The following is a 24,042-nucleotide window of genomic DNA, read 5'->3' on the forward strand; positions in this document are numbered from 1 at the left end:
GCGCCTGCTGCTTCCTACGCGCCTTTGGCGGGCTTGCCGACAGGCGGCGGCGCCCAGGGCGTCTAGAGTGTGGCGAGTCATCTTTTTAACTGATTCACCGCCCATGACCTTTTCCCTTTCCGACGCACTGGTGCTGCTGGGCCGCTGGCTGCAAGCCGCTGGCTACCAGTTCACGACCGTCACGCCGGCCACGCATGCACGGGTCAATGCGCGCAGCGGCGCTGGCATGGCGCGCAGTCTGCGCGATGTGTTTGGCTGGAGCCGGCCATTTGCGCCCGGCTTGCTGCCCGTCAACGCGCTGGACTGGCTGAGCGGCGCCGGCCTGCTGGAGCAAAACGGCGAGCGGCTGCGCAGCAAAGTGCGTTTTTCCACGCTGGGCGGCCAGCTTTACGCGCATTCGGCCTATCCGACGGTGGAGGCGGATGCGGTGTTCTTCGGCCCCGACACCTACCGTTTCGTGTCGCTGATCCAGGCCGAGCTGGCGCGCCAGCCCTTGCGCCCGGGTGCGCGCATCCTGGACATCGGCTGCGGCGCCGGCCCTGGCGGCATCGCCGCGGCGCTGGCCAGCCCCGATTTCCAGCTGTTTCTGGGCGACATCAACCCGCAGGCGCTGGCGTTTGCCGGCGCCAATGCGCAACTGGCGGGCCTGGCGGATGTGCGCTTTGCGCAAAGCGACCTGTTTGCATCGCTGGAAGGCCGCTTCGATCTCATCGTCGCCAATCCGCCCTATATGGTCGATGCGGGCGAACGCGCCTACCGGCACGGCGGCGGCGCGCTGGGCAGCGGCCTGTCGGTGCGGATCGTGACGCAAAGCCTGGCGCATCTGGCACCGGGCGGGCGGCTGGTGCTGTACACCGGGGCGCCCATCGTCGAGGGCCGCGACCCCTTTCTGGACGAGGTGGCGTCGCTGCTTGAGCGCGCCGGCTGCCTTTTCAGCTACCGAGAGATCGATCCGGACGTGTTCGGCGAGGAGCTCGATGCCCCGACCTATGCCGATGCCGAACGCATCGCCGCCGTGGCGCTGGTGGCGACCCTGCCCGCCTGAAAGCGCTGGATTGCCCTGACGCCGCCGGTAGGAAAGCGCCCACGGGCAATAGGGCCGCGAACCTATAAAACGGCAGTGCTGTCTGGTCCAGACTCAAAGCTCTTCAACTTCAGAAAATATGAATGTTTGTTGCAGCTCATGAATGGACCTTGCCAGGCGACGCGGCCACCGGCCCTGTCGCATCGCCCAGGCGCATGGCGGCGCCCAACGACAGGACGCGTCAGCTTTATGACCGGCTGGCCGGCGGCCCGCCCGATGACAGCGCCAGAGGCGACGCCATTGCCTTTTTGCGCCAAGCATTGCACGCGGCGCAAGCCGACCAGACCGACCTCCCCGACTCGCGCGACGGCCTGGCCGCCTGGATGCATGAATCGGCGCAGCGCGCGGGCACCAGCTACCGCGAGTACCTTGAAGTGCGCAAGGCGGGTGCGCCGCGCCGGTATTTTCAGAACCGCGCCCATGCGCTGTACTTTTTGCGTGCCGTGGCGCCGACCAAGCTGGTCGATGGCGCCTGGCTGTTCGGCCTGCTGGCGCATGCGCAAAATCCGCGTTTCACCGACCTGATCGCCACGTATGTAGAGGAACTCGGCGAAGGCCGCGCCGACAAGAACCACGTGGTGCTCTACCGCAAGCTGCTGGAGCGCCATGGCCTGAATCCGCTGCACGGCCTGCCGGATGCGCTTTACACGCAGGGCGCGCTGCAGCTGGCGCTCGGATGGAACGCCGATGAATTCCTGCCCGAGCTCATCGGTTTCAACCTGGGTTATGAACAGCTGCCGCTGCATCTGTTGATCACCGCCTACGAATTGAACGAACTGGGCATTGACCCGTATTACTTCACCCTGCACATCACGGTGGACAACGCCGACAGCGGCCATGCGCAGCGGGCGGTGCAGGCAGTGCATGACACGCTGCCGCGCTTTGACAACAACGCCCATTTCTGGCGGCGCGTGCAAAGCGGCTGCAAGCTCAGCAATGCCGGCGTCGGCACGACCGAGGTGATTGCCGGCTTTGACATTCAGCGCGAAGTGGAAAACATCCTTTCGCGCAAGCGCATGTCAGGCCAGGGCGCGCATTCCGACTATTGCCGCGTGGCGGGGCGCAGCGTCAATGACTGGCTGGCGCAGCCTGACGGCATTCCGGCCTTTCTGGCGGCGCTGGAGCAGGCGGGCTGGATCAAGCGCAATGCACCGGCGCACGCAAGCCGCTTCTGGAAACTGCTGCAGGGCGACAAGGCAGAAATGTTCGGCGTGTTCAGCCCCTATGAACTGCAGGTCATCCACGACTGGATTCGCGGCAACGCCAGCGCCGACGGCCAGGCGCACGATGAACCGGCTCTGCTCTCCGGCCGACGACGCGCCAGCTTCCGTGCGCAGTCGCGACTGGCACTGCATCAGGCCGGTCCTTCCAATCCCGGCCACCTGAAAGGCCTTGACAGCTTGAAGGACGAAGCACCGGACCCCGACCTTCAGGCGCTGAAGGCCGAACTCGCCGCGAGCGTTGATGCTAAGGCGCATCGGCAATGGCTGGTCCGGGCCATGGCGCCCGACCTGCACTGGACGCCGGCAGGCCTGTACGCGACCCGCCGCTTCATGCAATTGGCAGCCTGAAGCATCCTTCTTTCCGGCCGGCGCGCCTGCGCGGGAATGACGGACGATTTTTTCTGGTCAGGGCGAAACTACCGCTAGCATTGCCCCATTTGTAAAACTGGAGCAATCAATGGGCATGCTGGACTGGACGGAAAAAAGCAGCGCGGTGCTGGGGCAAGGCGGCGTGATCGGGCCGGACGAACGGCTGCCCTGGCCGCAGACGGCTCTGATGGGCGTGCAGCACGTGATTGCGATGTTTGGCGCCACCGTGCTGGCGCCGCTGCTGATGGGCTTCGACCCCAACATCGCCATTTTGATGAGCGGCATCGGCACGCTGATTTTCTTTGTCGTCACCGGCGGCAAGGTGCCCAGCTATCTTGGGTCGAGCTTTGCCTTCATCGGCGTGGTGATTGCGGCGACGGGTTACGCCGGCAAGGGGCCAAACGCCAACATCGGCGTGGCGCTGGGCGGCATCATCGCCTGCGGCGCGGTGTATGCGGCCATTGGCGCGCTGGTGCAGCTGGTTGGCACGCGCTGGATCGAGCGGGTCATGCCGCCGGTGGTGACCGGCGCGGTGGTGGCGGTCATTGGCCTGAACCTGGCCGGCATCCCGATCAAGAACATGGCGGCCAGCAATTTTGATTCGTGGATGCAGGTCGTCACCTTCGTCAGCGTGGCGCTGGTGGCGGTGATGACGCGCGGCATGCTGCAGCGCCTCTTGATCCTGATCGGCTTGGTCATTTCGTCGCTGATCTATGCGCTGCTAACCAACGGTCTGGGCCTGGGCAAACCCATTGACCTGTCTGGCATCGCCAACGCCGACTGGTTCGGCCTGCCGGGCTTTGCCGCGCCGGTGTTCAGCGCCAATGCGATGCTGCTGATCGTTCCGGTGGTGGTGATTCTGGTGGCCGAGAATCTGGGTCACATCAAGGCGGTGACGGCCATGACCGGCAAGAACCTGGACATCTACATGGGCCGCGCCTTCATCGGCGACGGCATCGCGACCATGGTGTCGGGCAGCGCCGGCGGCACCGGCGTGACCACCTACGCCGAAAACATCGGCGTGATGGCGGCCACCAAGATCTACTCGACGGCGGTGTTCGTCTTTGCGGCGCTGGTTGCGGTGGTGCTGGGCTTCAGCCCCAAGTTCGGCGCGCTGATCCAGGCGATTCCGCTGCCGGTGATGGGCGGCGTGAGCATCGTGGTGTTCGGCCTGATCGCGGTCGCCGGCGCCAGGATCTGGGTCGTGAACAAGGTTGATTTCTCGGACAACAAGAATTTGCTGGTCGCTGCGATCACCCTGGTGCTGGGCACCGGCGATTTCACGCTGAAGTTCGGCCAGTTCGCGCTTGGCGGCATTGGCACCGCCACCTTCGGCGCGATTTTGCTGTACGCGCTGCTCGACCGCAGAAAGTAAGGGGGGAAGAGAAGGCGTGGCGCCAGCGTCAAACCGCCCGGCTATTTCCATCAAGGCACTTGGCCCCTGGCGCTATTTTGCTTCTTAATTTATAGCTGCTTGCGCATGCTGGTCGTGCGCAAACAACCTATTTAATGCTAAAAATGGCTTGACTCGATACGCGCTAGCAGGAAGCCTGCGGCTTGCCACGTGGCCTGTCCGGCGGGCTGTTTTGTCCGGCGCTTTGCGCCTGCTCCAGCGCGGCCTGGGCCGAGGCCAGTTGCTGCTCAAGTTCAACGCGCACCTGGATTTCTTCCTTCAGCGCATGGTTGACCTGTCCCAGCTTGTCGGCAGAGGCCTGGATGCGTTCTTCAAGCTCGTCGGTTTTCTGCAGGGCCTGCGCCACATCGCCAGTCTTGAGATGGTCTGGCACTTCTTGCTGCAGCACCGCATGGATCACGCACAATTCGGCCGCCGACTGGCAGACCGTTTCCTGGATGGCTTCGTTCTGGTCCAGCGCGCGTTCCAGCGACGTGGGCGTGAGAAGGGCGGTGGGGTGTTGTGACATGGTCAAGGCCTGCGCAAGTGCGCCCGTTGAAAACGGCAAAGCTTAGCAGAACCCTGCAAAAATAGGCCAATTCAGGCCTTGCCTGACAGACAGACAGACAGCAGCAAAATCGGAGCGCCCTTTTGAGCAGCGCTACTTCTCGACAGGCGCAAGGCGCCGCTTGTCCTCGGGCTCCGAACCGAGCAGCTTGCCAATCGCCGACCCGATGCGGGCGCCTATGGCTATGCCGACGCCCGGCAGCACCGCCGTTCCCACGGCCGCACCCGCCAGGGCGCTTGGGGGCACCGCTACCCGCACCTTGTCCACTGGGCCGCTGAGGGTCAAGGGAACGCCGACCACGCCATCGACCAGGTCCACCGCCAGTTCGGCGTCGATCTGCCGGTTGGCGACCCGCGCCTTGCCCGTGGCGCTGAGCGCGCCCGAACGCATTTTCAGGCCAGTGAAGGTCACCACCATGCCTTGCGGCGTGTTCTGCGTGTCGATCTGGCCGCTGATGGCGTCGAGCGGCGTGCTTCCGTCATGCTCGCGGCCCAGGCTGCGGATGGCCTTGCCCACGTCAAAGCGCAGCAGCGTCGCGGGGCCCACGCTGAACCTGGTGGTGGTGTGCAGCGACCAGGCGATGTCGACCAGATTGCTGCCCCTGGCCGACAGCGTGGTGTCGCCCGACAGCTTGCCTGCCACGACGGAGCGGCGGCCAAAGGCCTGCAGCGTGCTGACGATGTCGATGTGGCGCGGCTGCAGTTTTCCGGCCAGGCGCAGCCCGCCGTCGGCACCGGTTTGCAGTTGCATATCGCCATGGGCGGTGCCGCCGCCGACGGTGTTTTTCACCTCCCAGCGGTCGTCCTGCCCCTGGCGGGCAAGCGCCATTTCGGCCGGCGGGCTGGTGCCAGGGCGGCGAAGCGCGGCGGTGCGCGGCCGCCAGCCGGCGTCGAAATCGGCTTCGCCGTCGTACACCAGGCGAATGCCCCGGCGCGACACCCAGGTCACGTCGCGGAACTCGATGCGCGCCGGCGGCAGGCCGTCGAGCGTGAAGGTCTTTGCTTCTAGCGGCGCCGAGGCTGCCGGCGGACGGCCAAGCCCGCGCAGCGACAACTGCGGCAGCACCGCGCCCGCTACCAGCGCACGCTCGACCTTCAGCCGCCGCTGCCAGAGCGCGGACGTGTCCAGCCAGACGCTCAGGCGCTTGACTTCAATCGGCTGCGGCTGGCCGGTGGCCGCGTTTTCAATCACCACCGAAGGCGAAGGCAGCAGGCGCCAGTGCAGCGCGCCGATGCTGACCGGAACGCCCAGCGCCGCTTCGAGTTCGCCAGAGAGGCGCCGGGCCAGTTCTTCGCTTGAGGGAATCAGGCGGACCACCACCACGGCCAGCAGCACCAGCAAGCCCGCGAAGATGCCCGCGCCCAGCAGCCATCGGCGGGCGCGCGTCATGGGGGCGAAAGCAGCCATCGACATGATTGCCAGCTTAAAACCGGCCTGCCGTGCCTGCGGCGCGACAAACCGCCCATCGGCTGTAGGCGCCGACCTTATAGTGGCTTGCTTTACCGATCGGGAACCCTATGCGCATCTGGAAGCAGCCCATCTCTGTTGAATTGCTGACCGCGTCCAGCGCCGGCACCGCCGTCAGCCACCTGGGCATCGAGTTCCTCGAAGTCGGCGACAACTTCATCCGCGCCCGCGTGCCGGTCGATGCGCGCACCGTCCAGCCCTACGGCCTGCTGCACGGCGGCGTGTCGGTGGTGCTGGCCGAAACCCTGGGCTCGTGCGGCGCGGCCTATTGCGCGCTGCCCGGCCAGCGTGTCGTGGGTCTGGACATCAATGCCAACCACCTGTTGGGAACGACCGGCGGCTGGGTCACGGGCATCGCCCGGCCGGTGCACATCGGCCGCAGCACGCAGGTCTGGGCCATCGAGTTGACCAACGACGCCGGCGAGCTGACCTGCGTGTCGCGCATCACGATAGCGGTGCTGGCAGCGAAATGACCGGTTGAATCGGTGCTGGCCGGGCCGGGTCTAGCCAGCGCCAGCCTGAATTTTTACGTCATTTCAGGCTTTTGCGCAATCTAGGCGGGCGCAAGCAGCTATTGAATGCATAGCATTATGCGGTCCGGCCGGCTTCGGTGAGCCGCCCGCGCCAGAACGCGTCAGGGGGCCTGGCAAGCCAAGCCTTGAAACACGCCGGCCGCATGCGCCTGCTGGTCGGCATGGCAGGAGCTGCGCACCAGCGGAGCCGAGAAGGCCTGCACAAAGCTCATGGCATGGGCGGCATCTGCATAGGACGTGGTCAGTCATAACTTCCCTGCGTCATACCCGCGCAGGCTAGTATCCAGACACGTTTGAGCGTTTCAGCCCGTGGCGCTGGATTCCCGCCTGCGCGGGAATGACGGAACGTTATTGTTTGCCAGATCCTGGCGTTTGAAACGGAGGTTCGTCTGCCGGCCTGCCCCGGCGGCAGGCTACACCGCCACCACGGCGAGGTCCGGCTCGATCGTTCGCACCAGGTTCTCGATGGCGCCCAGCGTGCCGGAGATCGAGCTCGGGCAGCTGCCGCAGGCGCCCTGGTAGTGGATGCTGAGGTAGTTGCCGGACAGGCCGACCACATGCAGGTCGCCGCCGTCGGCTTGCAGCGACGGCCGGATGCGCTCATCGAGCAGCTCGCTGATGACTTCCAGCCGCGCCTGGTCCTCCTCGCTCATGTCGTCGATGGACGCGCGCGCGGCAAACACGGCAGCGGCCGACTGCGTGGCGGCGGCCGGCGCGGCGCGCAGCGGCACGGCAATCAGCCGCACCAGCTCGGGCCAGTCGGCGCCGCCGTCCTGCGTCACGGTGAGCCAGCGGTCCACGTAGAACACGTTGCTGACATGGGGAATAGCGAACAGCGACGACGCCAGCGCGTCGCCCTGGGCCTGTTCTGCGTTCTCGTAGGAATGCGAAACACCCCAGGTCAACGGCTCGTGGAGCGTGAACTTGACCGCGTTCGGGTTCGGGGTGTCGTCTATTTCGGCAATTTTCGGCATCTGAATCTCCTGGAAAACATCACGCTTCGGTGCTGGCCGTGTCCTGCGAATTGAAGGCGGCCTGCAGCGTGTGCCACGGCAAAATGGCGCATTTGACGCGGGTGGGCAGGTCGCGCACGCCGGCAAACACCGCCAGCCGCCCGATCTGGTTGGGCTGGCTCAGGTCGAGCTTGCCGGTGGCCATGGCCAGAAATTCCCGGGTCAGCGCCTGCGCCTGTTCGCGCGTCTTGCCCTTCACGGCCGCCGTCATCATCGAGGCCGACGCCTTGCAGATGGCGCAGGACTCGCCGTGGAAGGCGATCTGGTCCACGGTGTCGCCGTCCAGATTCAGCGCCACGCTGAGGTGGTCGCCGCACAGCGGGTTGTGGCCCTCGGCATGGTGACTCGGGTGTTCCAGCGTGCCGTAGTTGCGCGGCTTTTTGTTGTGGTCCAGGATGACTTCCTGGTAGAGCGCTTTGTAGTCGGCCATCACGCAAACACTTGTCGAACGCTGCGGATGCCGGCCACCAGCGCATCGACTTCGGCCATGCTGTTGTAGAACGCAAACGAGGCGCGCGTGGTGGCAGGCACCTTGAAGCGCGTCATCACCGGCTGCGCGCAATGGTGGCCGGTGCGCACCGCGATGCCGTCCTGGTTCAGCAGCGTGCCGACATCGTGCGGGTGGATGCCGTCCAGCGTGAAGGACAGCACCGCCGCCTTGTGGGTGGCCGTGCCGATGAGGCGCAGGCCGGGCAAATCGCCGAGCTGGCCGGTGGCGTACTGCAGCAGCGCGTGCTCGTGGCGGGCGATCGTGTCCATGCCGATGGCCGACAGGTAGTCGACCGCTGCGCCCAGCCCGATGGCGGCGGCAATCGGCGGCGTGCCGGCCTCGAACTTGTAGGGGATCGTGTTGTAGACGGTCTTCTCGAACGACACCGACAAAATCATGTCGCCGCCACCCTTGAAGGGCTGCATTTTTTCGAGCAGCGCGGCCTTGCCGTAAAGCACGCCAATGCCGGTCGGACCGCACAGCTTGTGGCCCGAAAAAGCGTAGAAGTCGCAGTCCAGATCCTGCACATCCACTGGCATGTGCGGCGCGGCCTGCGCGCCATCAACCAGCACCGGTACGCCGCGCTCGTGCGCCAGCGCAATCATCTGCTTGACCGGGTTGATGCTGCCCAGCGCGTTGGAAACATGGCTCACGCCGACCAGCTTGGTGCGCGCGTTGAACAGCGGCTCGAACTGCTCCAGGCACAGCTCGCCGGCATCGTTGATCGGCAGCACGCGGAGGATGGCGCCGGTTTCCTCGGCCAACATTTGCCATGGCACGATGTTGGAATGGTGCTCCAGCGTGGTCAGGATGATCTCGTCACCGGCCTTGATGAACTTGCGGCCGTAACCGTGCATGACCAGGTTGATGGCCTCGGTGGTACCGCTGGTGAAGATCACTTCGCGCTCGTCGGGCGCGTTGATGAAGCGCTGCAGCTTGACGCGCGCGTCCTCGTAGGCGGCGGTTGCCCGCTCAGACAGCGTGTGCACCGCGCGGTGGGTGTTGGCGTGCTCCGTGGTCTGGTAGCGCACCAGGCGGTCGATGACCTGCTGCGGCATCTGGCTCGATGCGGCGTTGTCGAGGTAGACCAGCGGCTTGCCTTCAACCGCTATCTGCAGGATGGGAAAGTCGGCGCGCACCCGCTCGACATCGAAGGCCGGCGCGAGCGCAGCGGGGGCCATGTCGGGTTGGCGGGCGTTCATGGCTGGCTGCCGGTTTGCGCCAGCATGCGCTGCTGCAGCTGGTGCTTGAGCGAGGGCACGGGAATGCGCTCGAGGATCTCGGCGCCGAACGCATAAGTCAGCAACTGGCGCGCGGCGCTCTCAGGCAGGCCGCGGCTCTGCAGGTAGAACACTTCTTCCGCTTCGAGCTGGCCAATGGTCGCGCCATGCGTGCATTTCACGTCGTCAGCAAAAATCTCCAGCTGCGGCTGGGTGTCGACCTGGGCCCGGCTGCTCAGCAGCAGATTGCGGCTGGACTGCGCGGAGTCGGTTCGCTGGGCGCCGGGGCGCACGATCACCTTGCCGTTGAAGACCGCATGCGCGCTGCCGTCGGCAATGCACTTGTGCAGCTGGCGGCTGGTGCCGTGCGGCTGGGCGTGGTCGATGCAGCTGTGGGTGTCGGCCAGCTGGCTGCCGGCCAGCAGCGCGAGGCCGTCGACCGCGCACTCGGCGCCCTCGCCCAGCACCACGCTCAGGTGGTAGCGCGACAGCTGCGCGCCCATCGCCACGCTGACCGACTGGTAGTTGGCCGAGCGCCCTACCGACACCGCGCAGTTGGCGATGTGAAACGCCTGCGGGCCGTCGCGCTGCACGCGGACATGCGTGAGCTGTGCCTGCTCGCCCAGCACGATTTCCGTCACCGGGTTGACCAGGTAGGCCGCATCCTGCAGCGTCACATAGTCTTCGATCAGCGTCACGCGGCTGCCGGCTTCAGCCAGCAGCAGGCAGCGCGGGTGGCTGAGCACGCCCGCCTGTGTGGCCACGAACAGCAGATGTACCGGCGCGGCCAAGGCCACATGGCGCGGCACCATCACGACCGCCACATCCTGCAAGAAAGCCGTGTTGAGCGCGGCAAACACGTTGTCGCCCAGCATCTGCCGGGCGCCCAGTTGCGCCTCAAGGGTCGCCGCATGGGTGCGCATGGCGGTTGGCAAGTCAGTCACCAGCACACCGCTCTCGGTGGCCGGGCTGGACAGCTGCGGCGCATAAACGCCATCGACAAACACCAGCCGGGTCGCGGCGTCGTCAAGGCCAAACGGTGCGATGTCGGCGGGCTGCAGCCGGGGAGCGGCGAGCACCGGCTGGAACGTCAGCCGGTGCAGCGGCGCCAGGCTGGTAAAGCGCCAGGCCTCGTCGCGCAGCGTCGGCATGGCGAGCGCGCCCAGGGCGGTCTGCGCCTGTTCGCGCAGCGCGTTGACGTGCGCCCAGGGGCTGGGCGCCAGCAGCGGCTGGCCGGCCAGCAGCGTGCCCAGGTGGTCCACCGTGGGCGAGCGAAGGGCGGTAATGCTGCTCATGCGCTGACCTCGTCGGCCCTCGCCGCACCCGCTGCGTCGTGCTCCGCGCTGACCCAGTCGTAGCCGCGTTTTTCAAGTTCCAGCGCGAGTTCCTTGCCGCCGGTCTTGATGATGCGGCCGGCCTCCATCACGTGGACGAAGTCGGGCACGATGTAGTTCAGCAGCCGCTGGTAGTGCGTCACCAGAATGACGGCGTTGTCCGGGTTGATCAGCTGGTTCACGCCCTGCGACACGATGCGCAGCGCATCAATGTCGAGTCCGGAATCGGTCTCGTCCAGAATCGCCAGGCGCGGCTCCAGCAGCGCCATCTGCAAGATTTCGTTGCGCTTTTTCTCGCCACCCGAAAAGCCCTCGTTCACGCTTCGGTCCAGAAAATCTGGGCTCATCTCGAGCAGCTTCATTTTTTCGCGCACAAAGTCGTCGAACTCCAGCGGGTCCAGCTCTTCCCGGCCGCGCTGGGCCTGCAGCGTGTTGTAGCTCAAGCGCAAAAACTGACTGTTGGCGACACCGGGTATTTCAATCGGGTACTGAAAGCCCAGAAACACACCGGCCAGGGCGCGCGCTTCGGGCGCCAGCGCCAGCAGGTCCTGGCCCTCAAACAGTACCCGTCCAGCGCTGACTTCATAGGCCGTGTGGCCGGCCAGCACTTTGGCAAAGGTGCTCTTGCCCGAGCCGTTGGGGCCCATGATGGCGTGCACTTCGCCGCGCCTGACCGTGAAGTCCAGGCCTTTGAGAATGTCAATGCCATTGACGCTGGCGCACAGGCCGCGTACCTCAAGTAAAACCGGGCTGTTGGGGTTGATCATCCGACCGCTCCTTCAAGTTTGAAGCCGAGCAGCTGGGTCGCTTCGACCGCGAACTCCATCGGCAATTGTTGAAAAACATCCTTGCAAAATCCATTGATGATCATGGACACGGCGGCTTCGGCGCTGATGCCGCGCTGGGCAAAATAGAACAGCTGGTCCTCGCCGATCTTGGAGGTCGAGGCCTCGTGCTCGACCTGGGCGGTCGGGTTGCGCACCTGGATGTAGGGAAAGGTGTGCGCACCCGATTTGTCGCCAATCAGCATCGAATCGCACTGCGAATAATTGCGCGCCCCGGTGGCCGTCGGCATCACCTTGACCAGGCCGCGGTAGCTGTTGCTCGACTGCCCGGCCGAGATGCCCTTGCTGACAATGGTGCTGCGCGTGTTCTTGCCCAGGTGGATCATCTTGGTGCCGGTGTCGGCCTGCTGGTGGTGGTTGGTCACCGCCACCGAATAGAACTCGCCGACCGAGTTGTCGCCGCGCAGAATCACCGACGGATACTTCCAGGTGATGGCCGAGCCGGTCTCGACCTGCGTCCAGGAAATGCGCGAGTTCACGCCTTTGGCCAGTCCGCGTTTGGTGACAAAGTTGTAGATGCCGCCGATGCCGTTTTCATCGCCCGCATACCAGTTCTGCACCGTCGAATACTTGATGTCTGCGTTGTCCAGCGCCACCAGTTCCACCACCGCCGCATGCAGCTGGTTGCTGCTGAAGGCGGGCGCGGTACAGCCTTCGAGGTAAGACACCGAAGCGCCCTCTTCGGCCACGATCAAGGTGCGCTCGAACTGGCCCGACTCCTCGGTGTTGATGCGAAAGTAGGTCGACAAGTCCATCGGGCACTTGACGCCCCTGGGAATGAAGCAGAACGAACCGTCGGTGAACACCGCCGAATTAAGGGCGGCGTAGTAGTTGTCGCCGGTGGGTACCACCGTGCCCAGGTACTTTTTCACCAACTCCGGGTGTTCCAGCACGGCCTCGGACATCGAGCAGAAAATGATGCCTGCCTCGGCCAACTTGGCTTTGTAGGTCGTGGCTACCGACACGCTGTCGAAAATTACATCGACCGCCACGCCGGCCAGCGCCATGCGCTCGTGCAATGGCACGCCGAGCTTTTCAAAGGTGCGCAGCAACTCGGGATCGACCTCGTCCATGCTGCTGAGCTTGGGCTTTTGTTTGGGCGCCGCGTAGTAGCTGATGGCCTGGAAGTCGATCTTCGGGTAATGCACGTTGGGCCAGGCCGGCTCGGTCATCAGCAACCAGGCCTGGTAGGCCTTGAGCCTGAAATCGAGCAGCCACGCGGGCTCGTTTTTCTTGGCCGAAATCATTCGGATGGTCTGCTCGCTCAAGCCCTTGGGCGCGACATCGGATTCGATGTTGGTGACAAACCCGTGCTTGTAGGGCTGGTTGACGAGTTGCTGCAGTAGTGCACTCATGATGTTCCTTCTGACTGGTGATATGGCTTGAAGAAAACGCGGGCGGCGGAACGTTGGCGTCGCTTACGTTTTGGCAAGACCTGCCTTTTTCTTGACATTGAAGCTTTCGCCGCAGCCGCATTGGCTGTCGACGTTGGGGTTGTCGAACTTGAAGCTTTGCTTGAGGCCGTCGGTGACGAAGTCGATGCGCGAGCCGTCGAGGTACTCAAGGCTGGCGGCATCGACCACGATGCGCGCGCCATACGACTCGAAGCTGTGGTCGTTCGGGCCGACCTCGTCGATCAGGTCAAAGGTATGCGCCAGGCCGGTGCAGCCTACCTTTTTGACGCCGATGCGCAGGGCAATGCCCTGGCCGCGTTTTTCAAGCTGGCGCTGGATCTGCAGCGCTGCGTTTTCAGTCAATGTCATGGTCATGGGTCTGATTCCTGGGTTGCTGCCAAGCCGCTGTCAGCGACCGCCTGGCTGGTCCTTTCGGGAGGGATGTCCCTGATGGAAAAGGGGATACCTGACTTATTTAGTCAACTATAAATATCTTGACAAAATTAGTCAACTATCAGCCCTTTGCCATTGGCGCGTGAAGGGACTTGGCGTGGCCAGGCGCTCGGGGGCGTGGCGTGCGGGGATCTTCTTGGGCTGGGGCGGCGGGCTTGGTTGGCACTGCTCAATTGCTATTTTTTTAATAGCTACTTGTGTACGTCAATATTGCGCTGGAGGCCTGAAAGGCTTGAGAATGTAGCGGTTTGGGTGGTGGCTTGTTTGGTCGCGTGCTGGCTTGTCGGGAGGTGAGCTGGCCAGGCAAGCCCCGGCCAGCCAAACTACGAAATGCCAACGCAAGCACCCAAAAAGCATCCAATCACATCAAGGGTTTACCCTTATCGATGGCCGACGGACTGATAAAATCCGCGCACCCATGGCGCTGCCGCGCTGTCTTAACACCCCCGGAGCCGCCCTGATGTCTTTCGCCGACCGCGTACAGAACCCCGCCCTGCAAACCAAGATCATGTCGGCCGACGAGGCCGCCGCCTTGATCCCGGCCGGCGCGCATGTCGGCATGAGCGGCTTCACCGGCGCGGGCTACCCCAAGTCGGTGCCGCAGGCGCTGGCCAAGCGCATTGAAAAGCTGCATGCCGCCGGCGAGGAATTCCGCATCGGCCTGTGGACCGGCGCCTCGACCGCGCCCGAACTCGATGGCGCGCTAGCCAAGGTCCACGGCATCGAGATGCGCCTGCCCTACCAGTCAGACCCGACCTGCCGCCGCCAGATTAACGCGGGTGAAATGCAATACACCGACATGCACCTGTCCAACGTGGCGCAGTTCGTCTGGTTCGGCTTTCTGGGCAAGCTCGACGTGGCGGTGGTCGAAGTCGCCGGCATCCTGCCCGACGGGCGGCTGATTCCGTCGTCATCGGTTGGCAACAACAAGACCTGGCTGGACCAGGCCGACAAGATTATCCTGGAAGTCAACACCCTGCAGAACGCCGGCCTCGAAGGCATGCACGACATCTACTACGGCACCCGCCTGCCGCCGAACCGCATGCCGATTCCGCTGACCGGCCCCGGCGACCGCATCGGCCAGCCCTACCTGACGTGCGACCTGAGCAAGGTGATTGCCGTGGTGCCGACGCGCCAGCCGGACCGCAACTCGGCCTTTGCCGCGCCCGATGAAAACTCGCGGCGCATCGCCAGCCACATCATTGAATTTTTGCAGCAGGAGGTGAAACTCGGCCGCCTGCCGGCCGAATTGCTGCCGCTGCAATCGGGCGTGGGCAACATCGCCAATGCCGTGCTGGCCGGCCTGAACGACGGGCCGTTCACCGGCCTGTCGGCCTACACCGAGGTGCTGCAGGACGGCATGCTGGACATGCTGCGCTCGGGCACGCTGGCGATGGCGTCGGCCACCGCGCTGTCGTTCAGCCCCGACGCGCTGGCCGACTTCAATGCCAACATCGATTTTTACCGCGAGCGCATCGTGCTGCGCCCACAGGAAATCAGCAACCATCCGGAAGTGGTGCGCCGCCTGGGCGTGATCGCGATGAACGCGATGATCGAGGCCGACATCTACGGCAACGTCAACTCCACGCATGTCATGGGGTCGAGCATCATGAACGGCATCGGCGGCTCGGGCGACTTTGCGCGCAATGCTTATTTGTCGTTCTTCATGACGCCGTCGGTCGCCAAGAACGGCTCGATTTCCTGCATTGTGCCGATGGCCTCGCATGTGGACCACACCGAGCATGACGTGGAAATCATCGTTACCGAGCAGGGCCTGGCCGATTTGCGCGGCCTGTCGCCGACGCAGCGGGCGCGGCTGATCATTGAAAAATGCGCGCATCCCGATTTCCGCCCTGCCCTGCGCGACTACTTTGAGCGCTCGCTGCATGGCGCCTCGGGCAAGCACACGCCGCATTTGCTCGATGAAGCGCTGTCCTGGCATGCGCGCTACCTCCAGACGGGCGACATGCTGCCCGTCACGGCCTCGCACGAGCCGGTGCACCTGGTCTGACGCCTGCGGGAAGCCTGCGCCTGACCCGGCCTCGGGATTTCAAGCCTTTCAGGCCGTCTACGCATACCCGGTATGCGCTTCCAGCTATTTTTTCAATAGCAACCAGGCGCAGCGGCGCCGGGCTCAGGACGGGGTTTGCGCCTCTGCCGCGTCGTCCTGCGCCATGCGCGCCATGCGCTCGCTTTTCCAGCACACGTCGTCGCCGCCGTTCATCCGGTTGAGCACGCGCGACAGCACGAACAGCAGGTCGCTCAGGCGGTTCAGGTACTGGCGCGGCGTGTCTTTCAGCGCGTCCTGCTGGCCCAGGGCGACCACGGCGCGCTCGGCGCGGCGGGCGACGGTGCGGCAGACATGGGCCAGCGACGCGGCCCGGCTGCCGGCAGGCAGGATGAATTCGGCCAGGCGCGGCAACTGGGCGTTGTAAGTTTCCAGCGCCTCGTCCAGCTGCAGCAAGGCTTCCGGCTTGAGCAGCTCGAAGCCCGGAATCGACAGCTCGCCGCCCAGGTTGAACAGCTGGTGCTGCACCTCGACCAGCACCTCGCGCACGTCAGCGGGCATGTCTTCGCACAGCAGCACGCCGATGTTCGAATTCAGCTCGTCCACGTCGCCCATGGCGTGAACCCGCCGGCTGTCCTTGGAAACGCGGGTGTTGTCGCCTAGTCCGGTGGTGCCGTTGTCGCCGGTGCGGGTCGCGATTTGTGAAAGTCTGTTGGCCATGGGAGTGATGTGCGCTGAAGGCGCAGTGGGTTGAAAAAGGTTGATGGGGCAAGCCCGCAAGCTTATCAAGCTTCGGCGCGGCCAGCGCGGCGACGGCCTTGCCGGCCTCATGCCATCCGGCCCGACGCGCAAAGCATTGCAGGTCGTAAACTTCAGTTTCCCCCTCAAGAGACAAGCCATGAACGCACCGCTGCCCCACCACCTGCTGCCCGAAATTGCCCAGCGCGAAACCCCGCAAGCGCTGATAGCCGCGCTGAAAACCCGCTTCGCCGAACGCTGCTCGACCGCGCTCGTCATACGCGAGCAGCACGGCCGCGACGAGTCCTCCTTCGCTTCGCCGCCGCCGGCCGCCGTGGTGTTTGCCGAAAGCACGCAGGACGTGCTTGATGCGGTGACCCTGGCCAGCCAGTACAACGTGCCGGTGATTCCGTTTGGCGTCGGCACCTCCCTCGAAGGCCATCTGCTGGCCGTTCAGGGCGGCATCAGCATCGACGTGAGCCGCATGAACAAGGTGCTGGCCATCCACGCCGAAGACCTGACGGTGACGGTGCAGCCTGGCGTGACGCGCAAGCAGCTGAATGAAGACATCAAGAGCACCGGCCTGTTCTTTCCCATCGACCCCGGCGCCGACGCGACGCTGGGCGGCATGAGCGCGACCCGCGCCAGTGGCACCAACGCCGTGCGCTATGGCACCATGCGCGAGAACGTGCTGGCGCTTGAAGTCGTCACCGCCAGCGGCAGCGTCATCCGCACCGGCACCCGCGCCAAGAAGTCCGCCGCCGGCTACGACCTGACGCGCCTGATGGTCGGCAGCGAAGGCACGCTGGGCGTGATCACCGAGGTCACGGTCAAGCTCTATCCGCTGCCCGAGGCGATTTCGGCGGCGATCTGCTCGTTCCCTAGCATCGAGGCGGCGGTGCGCACGACCATCGAGATCATCCAGCTGGGCGTGCCGATTGCGCGCGTCGAGCTGATCGACGCCAACACCGTGCGCATGGTCAACGCCCACAGCAAGCTCGGCCTGCGCGAGGAAGCCATGCTGCTGATGGAGTTCCACGGCACGCCGGGCAGCGTGAAGGAGCAGGCCGAGCTGGTGCAGGAACTGGCCAGCGGCCAGGGCGGCAATGCCTTTGAATGGGCCAGCACGCCCGAGGAGCGCACCCGGCTGTGGACGGCGCGGCACAACGCCTACTTTGCCGCCATCCAGAGCAGGCCCGGCTGCCGGGCGATTTCGACCGACACCTGCGTGCCGATTTCGCGCCTGGCCGACTGCCTGCTCGAATCGGTGGCTGAGGCCGATGCCAGCGGCATTCCCTACTTTCTGGTCGGCCATGTCGGCGACGGCAATTTCCATTTCGGCTACCTGATCGACCCGGACAGCGCCGCCGAGCGCGACGCCGCCGAAGACCTGAACCACAAGTTGGTGGCGCGGGCGCTGCGGCTGGAAGGCACCTGTACCGGCGAGCACGGCATCGGCCTGGGCAAGATGGACTTTTTGCTGAGCGAGACCGGCGGCGGCGCGGTGGACATGATGCGCAGCATCAAGCGCGCGCTCGACCCGAAGAACATCATGAATCCAGGCAAGATTTTTTCACTTTGACCGCATTTCCTGCCGCAACCCTGCGCAACTCCTGCAGCGGCTGACGGCGGGCTGGCCGGTTCAGACAGCGGCCAGGTTCGCGCTCAATCGGTCAGGGCGTTGCGGCCAAAAGCGGCCCCGCATCAGGCGCCGTGCCATCCGCCAGCCCCAGCAGAGTGCCCACATGGCGGGTTTCAGGCAGCACGTAAACGACGGCGGGCTTTTGCCCGAACACCGGCTTGACGAACGCGTCGTAAAAATCCGCAGGCACGTTGACGCAGCCGTAGGAGATTCGGTTGTCGGCGGCCGTCGGCGTTGCCAGGCGTTCCAGCCGGCGGTCGGCCTTATGGCTGGCGCGCACACGGTGCATCGAGACGGCCGCTTCGTAGTCGATCCAGACAATGTCCTCGCCCTGCAGGTTGCGGCCCGGTTCGGTCACGAAGCGGCCTGCCGGCGTGGTGCGTTCAGCAGGCCGGATGTCAGCCAGCTTGCGCGTGCCGATGCCGGGTGCCGAGTCGTCCCCCACGGCCAGCCCCAGCAGCACCGGCGACGAACCGAGCGGGCTGCCGGCCGCGTCAAAGACATGCAGCATGGCGGCCTTTTTGTCGATGACCGCAAACGGCATGCCTTGGTGATCGCCCTTGGCGCGAATCCACGCTGTCACGCGTGGCACGTCTTGTCCTGCAGCAAGCGGCTGCGGCTGAATATTTTTCGCGGCCAGGACCGCTGGGGTGGTCGCCCGCGAGGGCTGCGGCATGCCCAGCAGCGCCGCCAGCCCCCCGAAAAGCAACGCGCCCGCCAGCGTGCGCGGAGAGAGGGAAAAACGGGTTTTCGGCGGCGAAGCAAGAGGCCAGGCATTCATGGATGGGATGGTAAGGCATTGCCGTAATGTCGGAAACCTGGCGTGCAAAATTAGCGGCCCTCTCCTACGACGCCATACGGCCACCTCTGAAACGCGATCAAAGCCGTGCTTTTTATAGTTTACCCAGCTTGCAATTGAAGCTTATCGAAGACACGCCATGCGTGTTGGCCACAAACTTTTTCAGAAGGACAGGACCATGAAACATCACATCAGATCAATTTCCCTGGGGGCTTTGGTGGCACTTGCGGCAGCCAGCGTCTCAGCCCAGACGGCGGCGCCGGCAGCCGGCGCGTCAGCGCCCGCCACGGTGGGCGTGACACCGCAGGAAGCGGCGACGGCCAACCAGCAGGCCGTGCCGCGCAGCGATACGGCGACCGTGGTGCGTACTGCGCCGGCGCCCACACAGCGTGCCAGTGATGCCATGAGCGGCAACACCACCAGAGCCCCTGCCGGCAGCACCGGGGGCACGGCGGCCATGAACAACACGACAGGCAACGCAGGCATGGGAACAACCCGTGCAGCCCGCGCCGACCGCAACTGATTGCTGTCAGTCTTTTTGTTTTTTTAAGTTGATAAAAGGAGATCGTCATGAACATGAACCCTAACGCCACCCCTTATACCGGCAGCACCGCAACTTCCACCACGGGAAGCGGCAACATGGTGACAGGCCTGTTTCCTGACCGCGCCAGCGCCGAAGCGGCCTACAACGCGGCCCAGACGCGCGGCTATTCAAAAGACGATGTCAATCTGGTGATGTCGGACGACACGCGCAAGCTCCACTTTGCCGACGGCAGCACCATGGGCAAGGAAACCGAACTGGGCAACAAGGCCGCTGAAGGCGCCGGCATCGGCGGCGCCATCGGCGGCACCATCGGCGCCATCCTGGCAGGCATTGCCGCCGTTGGCACAAGCATCGCCCTGCCCGGCCTGGGTCTGGTCATTGCAGGCCCCCTGGCTGCCGCTGCGGCTGGCGCCGGTGCCGGCGCTGCGAGCGGTGGCCTGCTGGGCGCCCTGATCGGCTGGAACATTCCTGAAGAGCGCGTCAAGGAATACGAAGAAGGCGTCAAGAACGGCGGCATCTTGATGGGTCTGCGGACCCGCAATGACGAGGATGCGCTGCACGTTGAAGACGAGTGGAAGCGTACCGGCGGCCAGCATATCTATCGCTAAGCATTGGCGGCACCGGCAAGCTCCGCAGGGGCTTGTCAAACGGCTGTAAAAGCGGCGTTCCAGTTCTGGAACGCCGCTTTTCTTTTGTATTTTTTAAAAGAATGGCAGCCCACTGCCGCTGCCAGGCCGGGGACGGGTCGGCTGAGTGTTCCGTCACGCAACCAGCCGCAGGGCTTCAGGCAGCGTGCGTATAGGGTTGCCAGTTGGCCGGATGCTGGCCCAGGCGGTCGCCGACAATCTGCAGCACCGCCGGATTCCAGCCCATGCCGATGTGGCTGCCATTGATCTCGATGTCCTGCACCTGCCTGGCGGGCCGTGCATGGCGGCAGGTTTCCCAAGCCACCACGCCGTCGGAGCGGCTGTAGATCGAGGTCGTGGGCAGCGGCGGCGGCGTGCGCAGGCGCTGGCTCAGCGCCGGATCGATGGCCGCCGACGTGCCGCTGAGCATGCGGAACAGCCAGCCGACATTGGTATGGTCAGCTTCGGCATTGAACGGCGTGCCGATGGTGATGACCTGCCGCACCTGCGGCGCCAGCAACTTTCCGACTTCACGGGCATACAGCCCGCCCAGGCTCCAGCCGATCAAGGTAGCCTTGTCCTGGTGCTCGCCGAGCACATCGGCCGTGTGCGCGGCCAGGTCTTCAAGCCAGCGGTCCAGGTCGCCCTTGGGGCCGGTGTTGAAACCCCGGCCCCAGTCCAGCATGCTGTAGCCGAGGGATTCGCAGTAGTCGCTCAGCGGGGCAATGGCCGAGCTGTCGGTAGCCAAGCCAGGAAAGATGATGACCGGGTGTCCGTCGCCTGCGGGAACCATCTTCCTTTGACTGACATCGTTGACCTTGAAAGCGAGAAATTCCAGCGCGGCGCGCCACGGTTCGGTTCCCAGAAGGCGCAGGGACGGGCGGCAGATTTCAAGGCTGGCGGTAGAAGGCATGACATGAAGGGCATGGGCCAAAAGTTTCGAATACCTTCATGGTCAGGCCTGCGACAGCTTAAAAAAAACGGGAATTAGCCCCAGACAGCGTAGGAAAAACGCCAGCCCGCCTGCCATACCGTCAGCCCTGGCGCTGTCAGTCTGCCGTGAATATCGCGTTATTGCGCTGGGCAATAACGCGGTAACCCGGTTACTGAAACTTTGTTACGGAGCACATGAATGGCGCATCCCGCCAATCGTCAGGCAGTACGGCGCAGGCGCTCGATCAGCCCGTTGATCTCGTCGAGCGACGAAAACTGGATGGCCAACTCGCCAACGGCCTCGCGCTTGCCGTTGCGCTTGACCTGCTTCTTGATGCGGACATCGACATCGGCCATCAGCAGGTCGGCAAGTTCCTCTTCAACCCGCAGGGTGTCGCGCGCCTTTTCAGGACTGGCCTTGTTCGGCGTCAGCGAAAACTCGCTGCCGAGTTTCTTGACCAGGCTTTCGGCCTCGCGCACCGACAGCTTGCGGGCGGTGATCTGGTTGGCAGCGGTGATCTGCGTGGCCCGGTCCAGCGCCAGCAGCGCCCGCGCATGGCCCATGTCCAGGTCGCCGGCCATCAGCATGGCCTGCACCGGATCGGCCAGGTTTAAGAGGCGCAGCAGGTTGGACGCGGCGCTGCGCGAGCGGCCCACGGCCTGCGCCGCCAGTTCGTGCGTCATGCCGAACTCCTTCACCAGGCGCTGCAGGCCCTGCGCTTCCTCCAGCGGGTTGAGGTCTTCGCGCTGGATGTTCTCGATCAGCGACATGGCCGCCGCCGACTCGTCGGGCACGTCGCGGATCAGCACCGGCAGGCTGTCCAGCCCGGCCAGCCGCGCCGCCCGGAAGCGCCGTTCACCGGCAATGATCTCGTACTTGCCGCTGTTGCTGCCGCCCTTGAGGCGGCGCACCAGGATGGGCTGCATGATGCCCTGCACCTTGATCGATTCGGCCAGCTCGTACAGCGCGCCCTCGTCCATGCGGGTGCGCGGCTGGTACTGGCCCGGCACCAGGTCGTCGAGCAGCAGCGAAGCCGGCAGGCCCGGGCTGCTGGCCGCGCTCAGGGCTTGGGCAGCCTCGGGCGAGTCATCGACCTTGGGGCCGAGCAGCGCTTCGAGTCCGCGACCCAGCCCTTTTTGTTTTTTGGTGACCATGGCGTTGTCTTGTCTTTCTTTGAATCGGTATGAACGGTGGCGCGGTCGGGTCGCGCTCAGGCGGAAGTATCACGCATCAGCTGCTGCAATTGTTCATGGGCTTCAGGCCAGTCGCCCAGGCCGCTTTCGGCGTTCAGGTGGCCACATGCGCCGGCATCGACAAGGTCGGCGCCCCAGGCCGAGGCAAACTGCCGGGCGCGCGCCGGGCTGCAGAACGGGTCGTTGCTGCTGGCGAACAGCACCGCATCGAAGGGCAGTTTCCCCAATGCAACCGGTGACCAGCTGGGCAGCAGCGCGCGCACATCGTCGCGCTCGACATCGGGTGGCGCGACCAGCAGCGCGGCCTTCACGCGATGGGTGTTGCGGCTGTGCGCGGCCCAGGCGGCCACATGCTGGCAACCCAGGCTGTGCGCGACCAGCACGGCCGGCCCATCCCGTTCGATATCGCACGACAGCAGCACATCCTCAAGCCGCGCAATCCAGTCGCCCCGCAGCGGGCGCATCCAGTCGTGCTGCTCGACCCGGGTGTAGCCGTGCAGGCGCTCCCAGCGGCTTTGCCAGTGGTCTGGGCCGCTGCCTTGCCAGCCGGGAAGAATCAGGACATTGGAGGGTTTCATGGCGTCAGTCAGGCATTCAGTGCAAAAAACTCGGAAAACTTCAATTTGCTATGCTTTTAATAGCTATTAATGCACGTCGGATATGCGCAAATCACTGTTTTAACCCCTAAATCGGGTTTAGACCTACAGAATGCGCCCGACCATCTCCTGCGCAAAGGCCACGAAGGCCTGCGCGCCCTTGGACGACGGGTCGAAAATCACGCCGGGCAGGCCGTAGCTCGGCGCCTCGGCCAGGCGGACATTGCGCGGAATCACGGTGTTGAACACCTTGTCGCCAAAGTGCCCCTTGAGCTGCTCGCTGACCTGCTGCTGCAGCGTGATGCGCGGGTCGAACATGACGCGCAGCAGGCCGATGATCTGCAAGTCCTTGTTCAGGTTGGCATGCACCTGCTTGATGGTGTTGACCAGGTCGGTCACGCCTTCGAGCGCGAAGTATTCGCACTGCATCGGAACGATCACGCCATGCGCCGCGCACAGGCCGTTGAGCGTCAGCATCGACAGCGACGGCGGGCAGTCGATCAGGATGAAGTCGTAGTCCTTGTCCACCTTGGCCAGTGCCTGCTTCAGGCGCTTCTCGCGCCGCTCCAGTGCCACCAGTTCGATCTCCGCACCAGAAAGTTCGCGGTTGGCACCCAGCACGTCGTAGCCGCATTTCTCACTGTGAACGCGTGCATCGACAATCGAGGCCGCTTCAAGCAGCACGTCGTACACCGTCATCTCCAGCTTGCGCTTGTCCACGCCCGAGCCCATGGTGGCATTGCCCTGCGGGTCCAGGTCCACCATCAGCACCCGCTGTCCGACCTGGACCAGTCCGGCGGCCAGGTTGACGGTGGTGGTGGTCTTGCCCACGCCGCCCTTTTGGTTGGCAATACAGAATATTTTGGCCATAGCGTCTTGTTGAGTTGTCGTTCCGTTGAGGGAATCGAGGATTGCAGTGTTCGATTTACCGTGAGAGGGCCAGCTTGATGCCAAAGGCGATCAGAAACAGGCCGGCAGCCTTTTCAAGCGTCATTGATATTTTGGGATTGGCCCGGATGCGCGCCGCCAGTTTCCAGGTCAGCAGCACGGCCGTCAGGCCATAAAGAAATGTCAGCGCGGCGATGGTCACGGCCATCACGCCAAAGGTCTTGAAGCCCTGATGCTGCGCCGGATCGACGAACAGCGGAAAGAAGGCCAGGTAAAACACGATGGCCTTGGGGTTGAGCAGCGTGATCAACAGCGCCTGGCGAAAATAGTGGCGCGGCTTGATCTGCAGGATGGGCGCCGCGCCAGGCTTGGCCAGCAGCATCTTCAAACCCAGCCAGGCCAGGTAAAGCGCGCCCAGCCATTGAACGGCGTGAAAAGCAGCAGGATAGGCCGCCATCAGCGCCGAAACGCCCGCCACGGCCGCCCAGAGCAGCACCTGGTCGCCAGCAATCACGCCCAGGGTAGCGCCCATGCCGCCGGCAATGCCGCCCTTGCCGGTCGAGGTGATCAACGCCAGGTTGCCGGGACCGGGAATGGCCAGAAAGACCAGGATGGCAACAACAAAAGCGCCATAGTCGGCAACACCAACAAACGAAGCCGGCATGGAAGGTTCCAGTAGTAGAGACCC

General features: G+C 64.4%; 24 protein-coding genes. 8 read left to right on the plus strand and 16 right to left on the minus strand.

Features of this window, described 5'->3' with window-relative positions; genetic code table 11:
• Nucleotides 1–103 precede the first annotated feature (103 nt).
• The 3 genes from ACP7AD_RS13875 (at nt 104) to ACP7AD_RS13885 (ending at nt 4,051) form a co-directional block, all read left to right on the plus strand.
• The gene (locus tag ACP7AD_RS13875; RefSeq protein ID WP_426148322.1) at nt 104–1,045 is read left to right on the plus strand and encodes a methyltransferase; all 942 of its coding nucleotides are present in this window, start codon (nt 104–106) and stop codon (nt 1,043–1,045) included.
• Nucleotides 1,046–1,167: 122 nt separating this feature from the next.
• On the plus strand, nt 1,168–2,655 hold the full coding sequence (locus ACP7AD_RS13880; RefSeq protein ID WP_426148323.1) for an iron-containing redox enzyme family protein: 1,488 nt from the start codon (nt 1,168–1,170) through the stop codon (nt 2,653–2,655).
• 109 nt (nt 2,656–2,764) lie between these two features.
• Nucleotides 2,765–4,051, plus strand: coding sequence for a solute carrier family 23 protein (locus tag ACP7AD_RS13885; protein ID WP_426148325.1), 1,287 nt, complete (start codon nt 2,765–2,767; stop codon nt 4,049–4,051).
• A 163-nt stretch (nt 4,052–4,214) separates the two neighbouring features.
• Here ACP7AD_RS13885 and ACP7AD_RS13890 read toward each other — a convergent pair whose 3' ends face one another.
• Both ACP7AD_RS13890 and ACP7AD_RS13895 read right to left on the minus strand, forming a co-directional pair.
• The gene (locus ACP7AD_RS13890; protein ID WP_426148326.1) at nt 4,215–4,598 is read right to left on the minus strand and encodes a hypothetical protein; all 384 of its coding nucleotides are present in this window, start codon (nt 4,596–4,598) and stop codon (nt 4,215–4,217) included.
• 132 nt (nt 4,599–4,730) lie between these two features.
• Nucleotides 4,731–6,026 carry a hypothetical protein gene (locus ACP7AD_RS13895; protein WP_426148327.1) on the minus strand — a complete coding sequence of 432 codons (1,296 nt, stop codon included), beginning with the start codon at nt 6,024–6,026 and terminating at the stop codon, nt 4,731–4,733.
• A gap of 128 nt (nt 6,027–6,154) precedes the next feature.
• On the opposite strand from ACP7AD_RS13895, the gene ACP7AD_RS13900 reads away from it, so the two are divergent.
• Nucleotides 6,155–6,577: a hotdog fold thioesterase gene (locus ACP7AD_RS13900; protein ID WP_426148328.1), complete on the plus strand. Its 423-nt coding sequence runs from the start codon at nt 6,155–6,157 to the stop codon at nt 6,575–6,577.
• A gap of 473 nt (nt 6,578–7,050) precedes the next feature.
• On the opposite strand, the gene ACP7AD_RS13905 is transcribed toward ACP7AD_RS13900, so the two are convergent.
• The 7 genes from ACP7AD_RS13905 to ACP7AD_RS13935 form a co-directional block, all read right to left on the minus strand.
• Nucleotides 7,051–7,611 carry a NifU family protein gene (locus ACP7AD_RS13905; protein ID WP_426148329.1) on the minus strand — a complete coding sequence of 187 codons (561 nt, stop codon included), beginning with the start codon at nt 7,609–7,611 and terminating at the stop codon, nt 7,051–7,053.
• Between the two features lie 19 nt (nt 7,612–7,630).
• Complete coding sequence (gene sufU / locus ACP7AD_RS13910) at nt 7,631–8,080, minus strand: Fe-S cluster assembly sulfur transfer protein SufU (protein ID WP_426148331.1); 450 nt, start codon at nt 8,078–8,080, stop codon at nt 7,631–7,633.
• Nucleotides 8,080–9,342, minus strand: coding sequence for a SufS family cysteine desulfurase (locus ACP7AD_RS13915; protein WP_426148332.1), 1,263 nt, complete (start codon nt 9,340–9,342; stop codon nt 8,080–8,082). Before ACP7AD_RS13915 ends, sufU begins: the two co-directional genes overlap by 1 nt.
• Nucleotides 9,339–10,655: a Fe-S cluster assembly protein SufD gene (gene sufD / locus ACP7AD_RS13920; protein WP_426148333.1), complete on the minus strand. Its 1,317-nt coding sequence runs from the start codon at nt 10,653–10,655 to the stop codon at nt 9,339–9,341. Before sufD ends, ACP7AD_RS13915 begins: the two co-directional genes overlap by 4 nt.
• Nucleotides 10,652–11,461 carry a Fe-S cluster assembly ATPase SufC gene (gene sufC / locus ACP7AD_RS13925; RefSeq protein ID WP_426148334.1) on the minus strand — a complete coding sequence of 270 codons (810 nt, stop codon included), beginning with the start codon at nt 11,459–11,461 and terminating at the stop codon, nt 10,652–10,654. The genes sufD and sufC overlap by 4 nt, the downstream gene beginning before the upstream one ends.
• Entirely contained in the window at nt 11,458–12,894 is a 1,437-nt protein-coding gene (sufB, locus tag ACP7AD_RS13930; RefSeq protein WP_426148335.1) for a Fe-S cluster assembly protein SufB, read from the minus strand. Before sufB ends, sufC begins: the two co-directional genes overlap by 4 nt.
• A gap of 63 nt (nt 12,895–12,957) precedes the next feature.
• A complete protein-coding gene (locus ACP7AD_RS13935; RefSeq protein ID WP_426148337.1) occupies nt 12,958–13,308 on the minus strand; it encodes a HesB/IscA family protein in 351 nt (116 codons plus the stop codon).
• A gap of 538 nt (nt 13,309–13,846) precedes the next feature.
• Between ACP7AD_RS13935 and ACP7AD_RS13940 the strand changes: the two genes are divergently transcribed.
• Entirely contained in the window at nt 13,847–15,397 is a 1,551-nt protein-coding gene (locus ACP7AD_RS13940) for an acetyl-CoA hydrolase/transferase family protein (RefSeq protein WP_426148338.1), read from the plus strand.
• A gap of 123 nt (nt 15,398–15,520) precedes the next feature.
• Here the strand turns inward: ACP7AD_RS13940 and ACP7AD_RS13945 are convergent, their stop codons facing one another.
• On the minus strand, nt 15,521–16,114 hold the full coding sequence (locus tag ACP7AD_RS13945; RefSeq protein ID WP_426148339.1) for a cob(I)yrinic acid a,c-diamide adenosyltransferase: 594 nt from the start codon (nt 16,112–16,114) through the stop codon (nt 15,521–15,523).
• 178 nt (nt 16,115–16,292) lie between these two features.
• Between ACP7AD_RS13945 and ACP7AD_RS13950 the strand changes: the two genes are divergently transcribed.
• Nucleotides 16,293–17,714 (plus strand): FAD-binding oxidoreductase, encoded by a 1,422-nt coding sequence (locus tag ACP7AD_RS13950; protein WP_426148340.1) that lies wholly within the window; start codon nt 16,293–16,295, stop codon nt 17,712–17,714.
• A gap of 91 nt (nt 17,715–17,805) precedes the next feature.
• Here ACP7AD_RS13950 and ACP7AD_RS13955 read toward each other — a convergent pair whose 3' ends face one another.
• Nucleotides 17,806–18,555, minus strand: a complete 750-nt coding sequence (locus ACP7AD_RS13955; protein ID WP_426148341.1) for a hypothetical protein — start codon at nt 18,553–18,555, stop codon at nt 17,806–17,808.
• A 196-nt stretch (nt 18,556–18,751) separates the two neighbouring features.
• Between ACP7AD_RS13955 and ACP7AD_RS13960 the strand changes: the two genes are divergently transcribed.
• Together ACP7AD_RS13960 and ACP7AD_RS13965 are read left to right on the plus strand one after the other, a co-directional pair.
• The gene (locus ACP7AD_RS13960; RefSeq protein WP_426148342.1) at nt 18,752–19,096 is read left to right on the plus strand and encodes a hypothetical protein; all 345 of its coding nucleotides are present in this window, start codon (nt 18,752–18,754) and stop codon (nt 19,094–19,096) included.
• Between the two features lie 47 nt (nt 19,097–19,143).
• A complete protein-coding gene (locus ACP7AD_RS13965; protein ID WP_426148343.1) occupies nt 19,144–19,725 on the plus strand; it encodes a hypothetical protein in 582 nt (193 codons plus the stop codon).
• Nucleotides 19,726–19,900: 175 nt separating this feature from the next.
• On the opposite strand, the gene ACP7AD_RS13970 is transcribed toward ACP7AD_RS13965, so the two are convergent.
• From ACP7AD_RS13970 to ACP7AD_RS13990, 5 genes are all read right to left on the minus strand, one after another.
• Entirely contained in the window at nt 19,901–20,656 is a 756-nt protein-coding gene (locus ACP7AD_RS13970; protein ID WP_426148344.1) for an alpha/beta fold hydrolase, read from the minus strand.
• Between the two features lie 239 nt (nt 20,657–20,895).
• Nucleotides 20,896–21,831 carry a ParB/RepB/Spo0J family partition protein gene (locus ACP7AD_RS13975; RefSeq protein WP_426148345.1) on the minus strand — a complete coding sequence of 312 codons (936 nt, stop codon included), beginning with the start codon at nt 21,829–21,831 and terminating at the stop codon, nt 20,896–20,898.
• Between the two features lie 56 nt (nt 21,832–21,887).
• Nucleotides 21,888–22,448 carry an RBBP9/YdeN family alpha/beta hydrolase gene (locus ACP7AD_RS13980; RefSeq protein ID WP_426148346.1) on the minus strand — a complete coding sequence of 187 codons (561 nt, stop codon included), beginning with the start codon at nt 22,446–22,448 and terminating at the stop codon, nt 21,888–21,890.
• Nucleotides 22,449–22,571: 123 nt separating this feature from the next.
• Complete coding sequence (locus ACP7AD_RS13985) at nt 22,572–23,336, minus strand: ParA family protein (protein WP_426148347.1); 765 nt, start codon at nt 23,334–23,336, stop codon at nt 22,572–22,574.
• Nucleotides 23,337–23,391: 55 nt separating this feature from the next.
• Nucleotides 23,392–24,018 (minus strand): LysE family transporter, encoded by a 627-nt coding sequence (locus ACP7AD_RS13990; protein WP_426148348.1) that lies wholly within the window; start codon nt 24,016–24,018, stop codon nt 23,392–23,394.
• Nucleotides 24,019–24,042 lie beyond the last annotated feature (24 nt).

Source organism: Polaromonas sp. DSP2-3-2b2, assembly GCF_049895905.1.
Classification (GTDB): domain Bacteria; phylum Pseudomonadota; class Gammaproteobacteria; order Burkholderiales; family Burkholderiaceae_C; genus Polaromonas.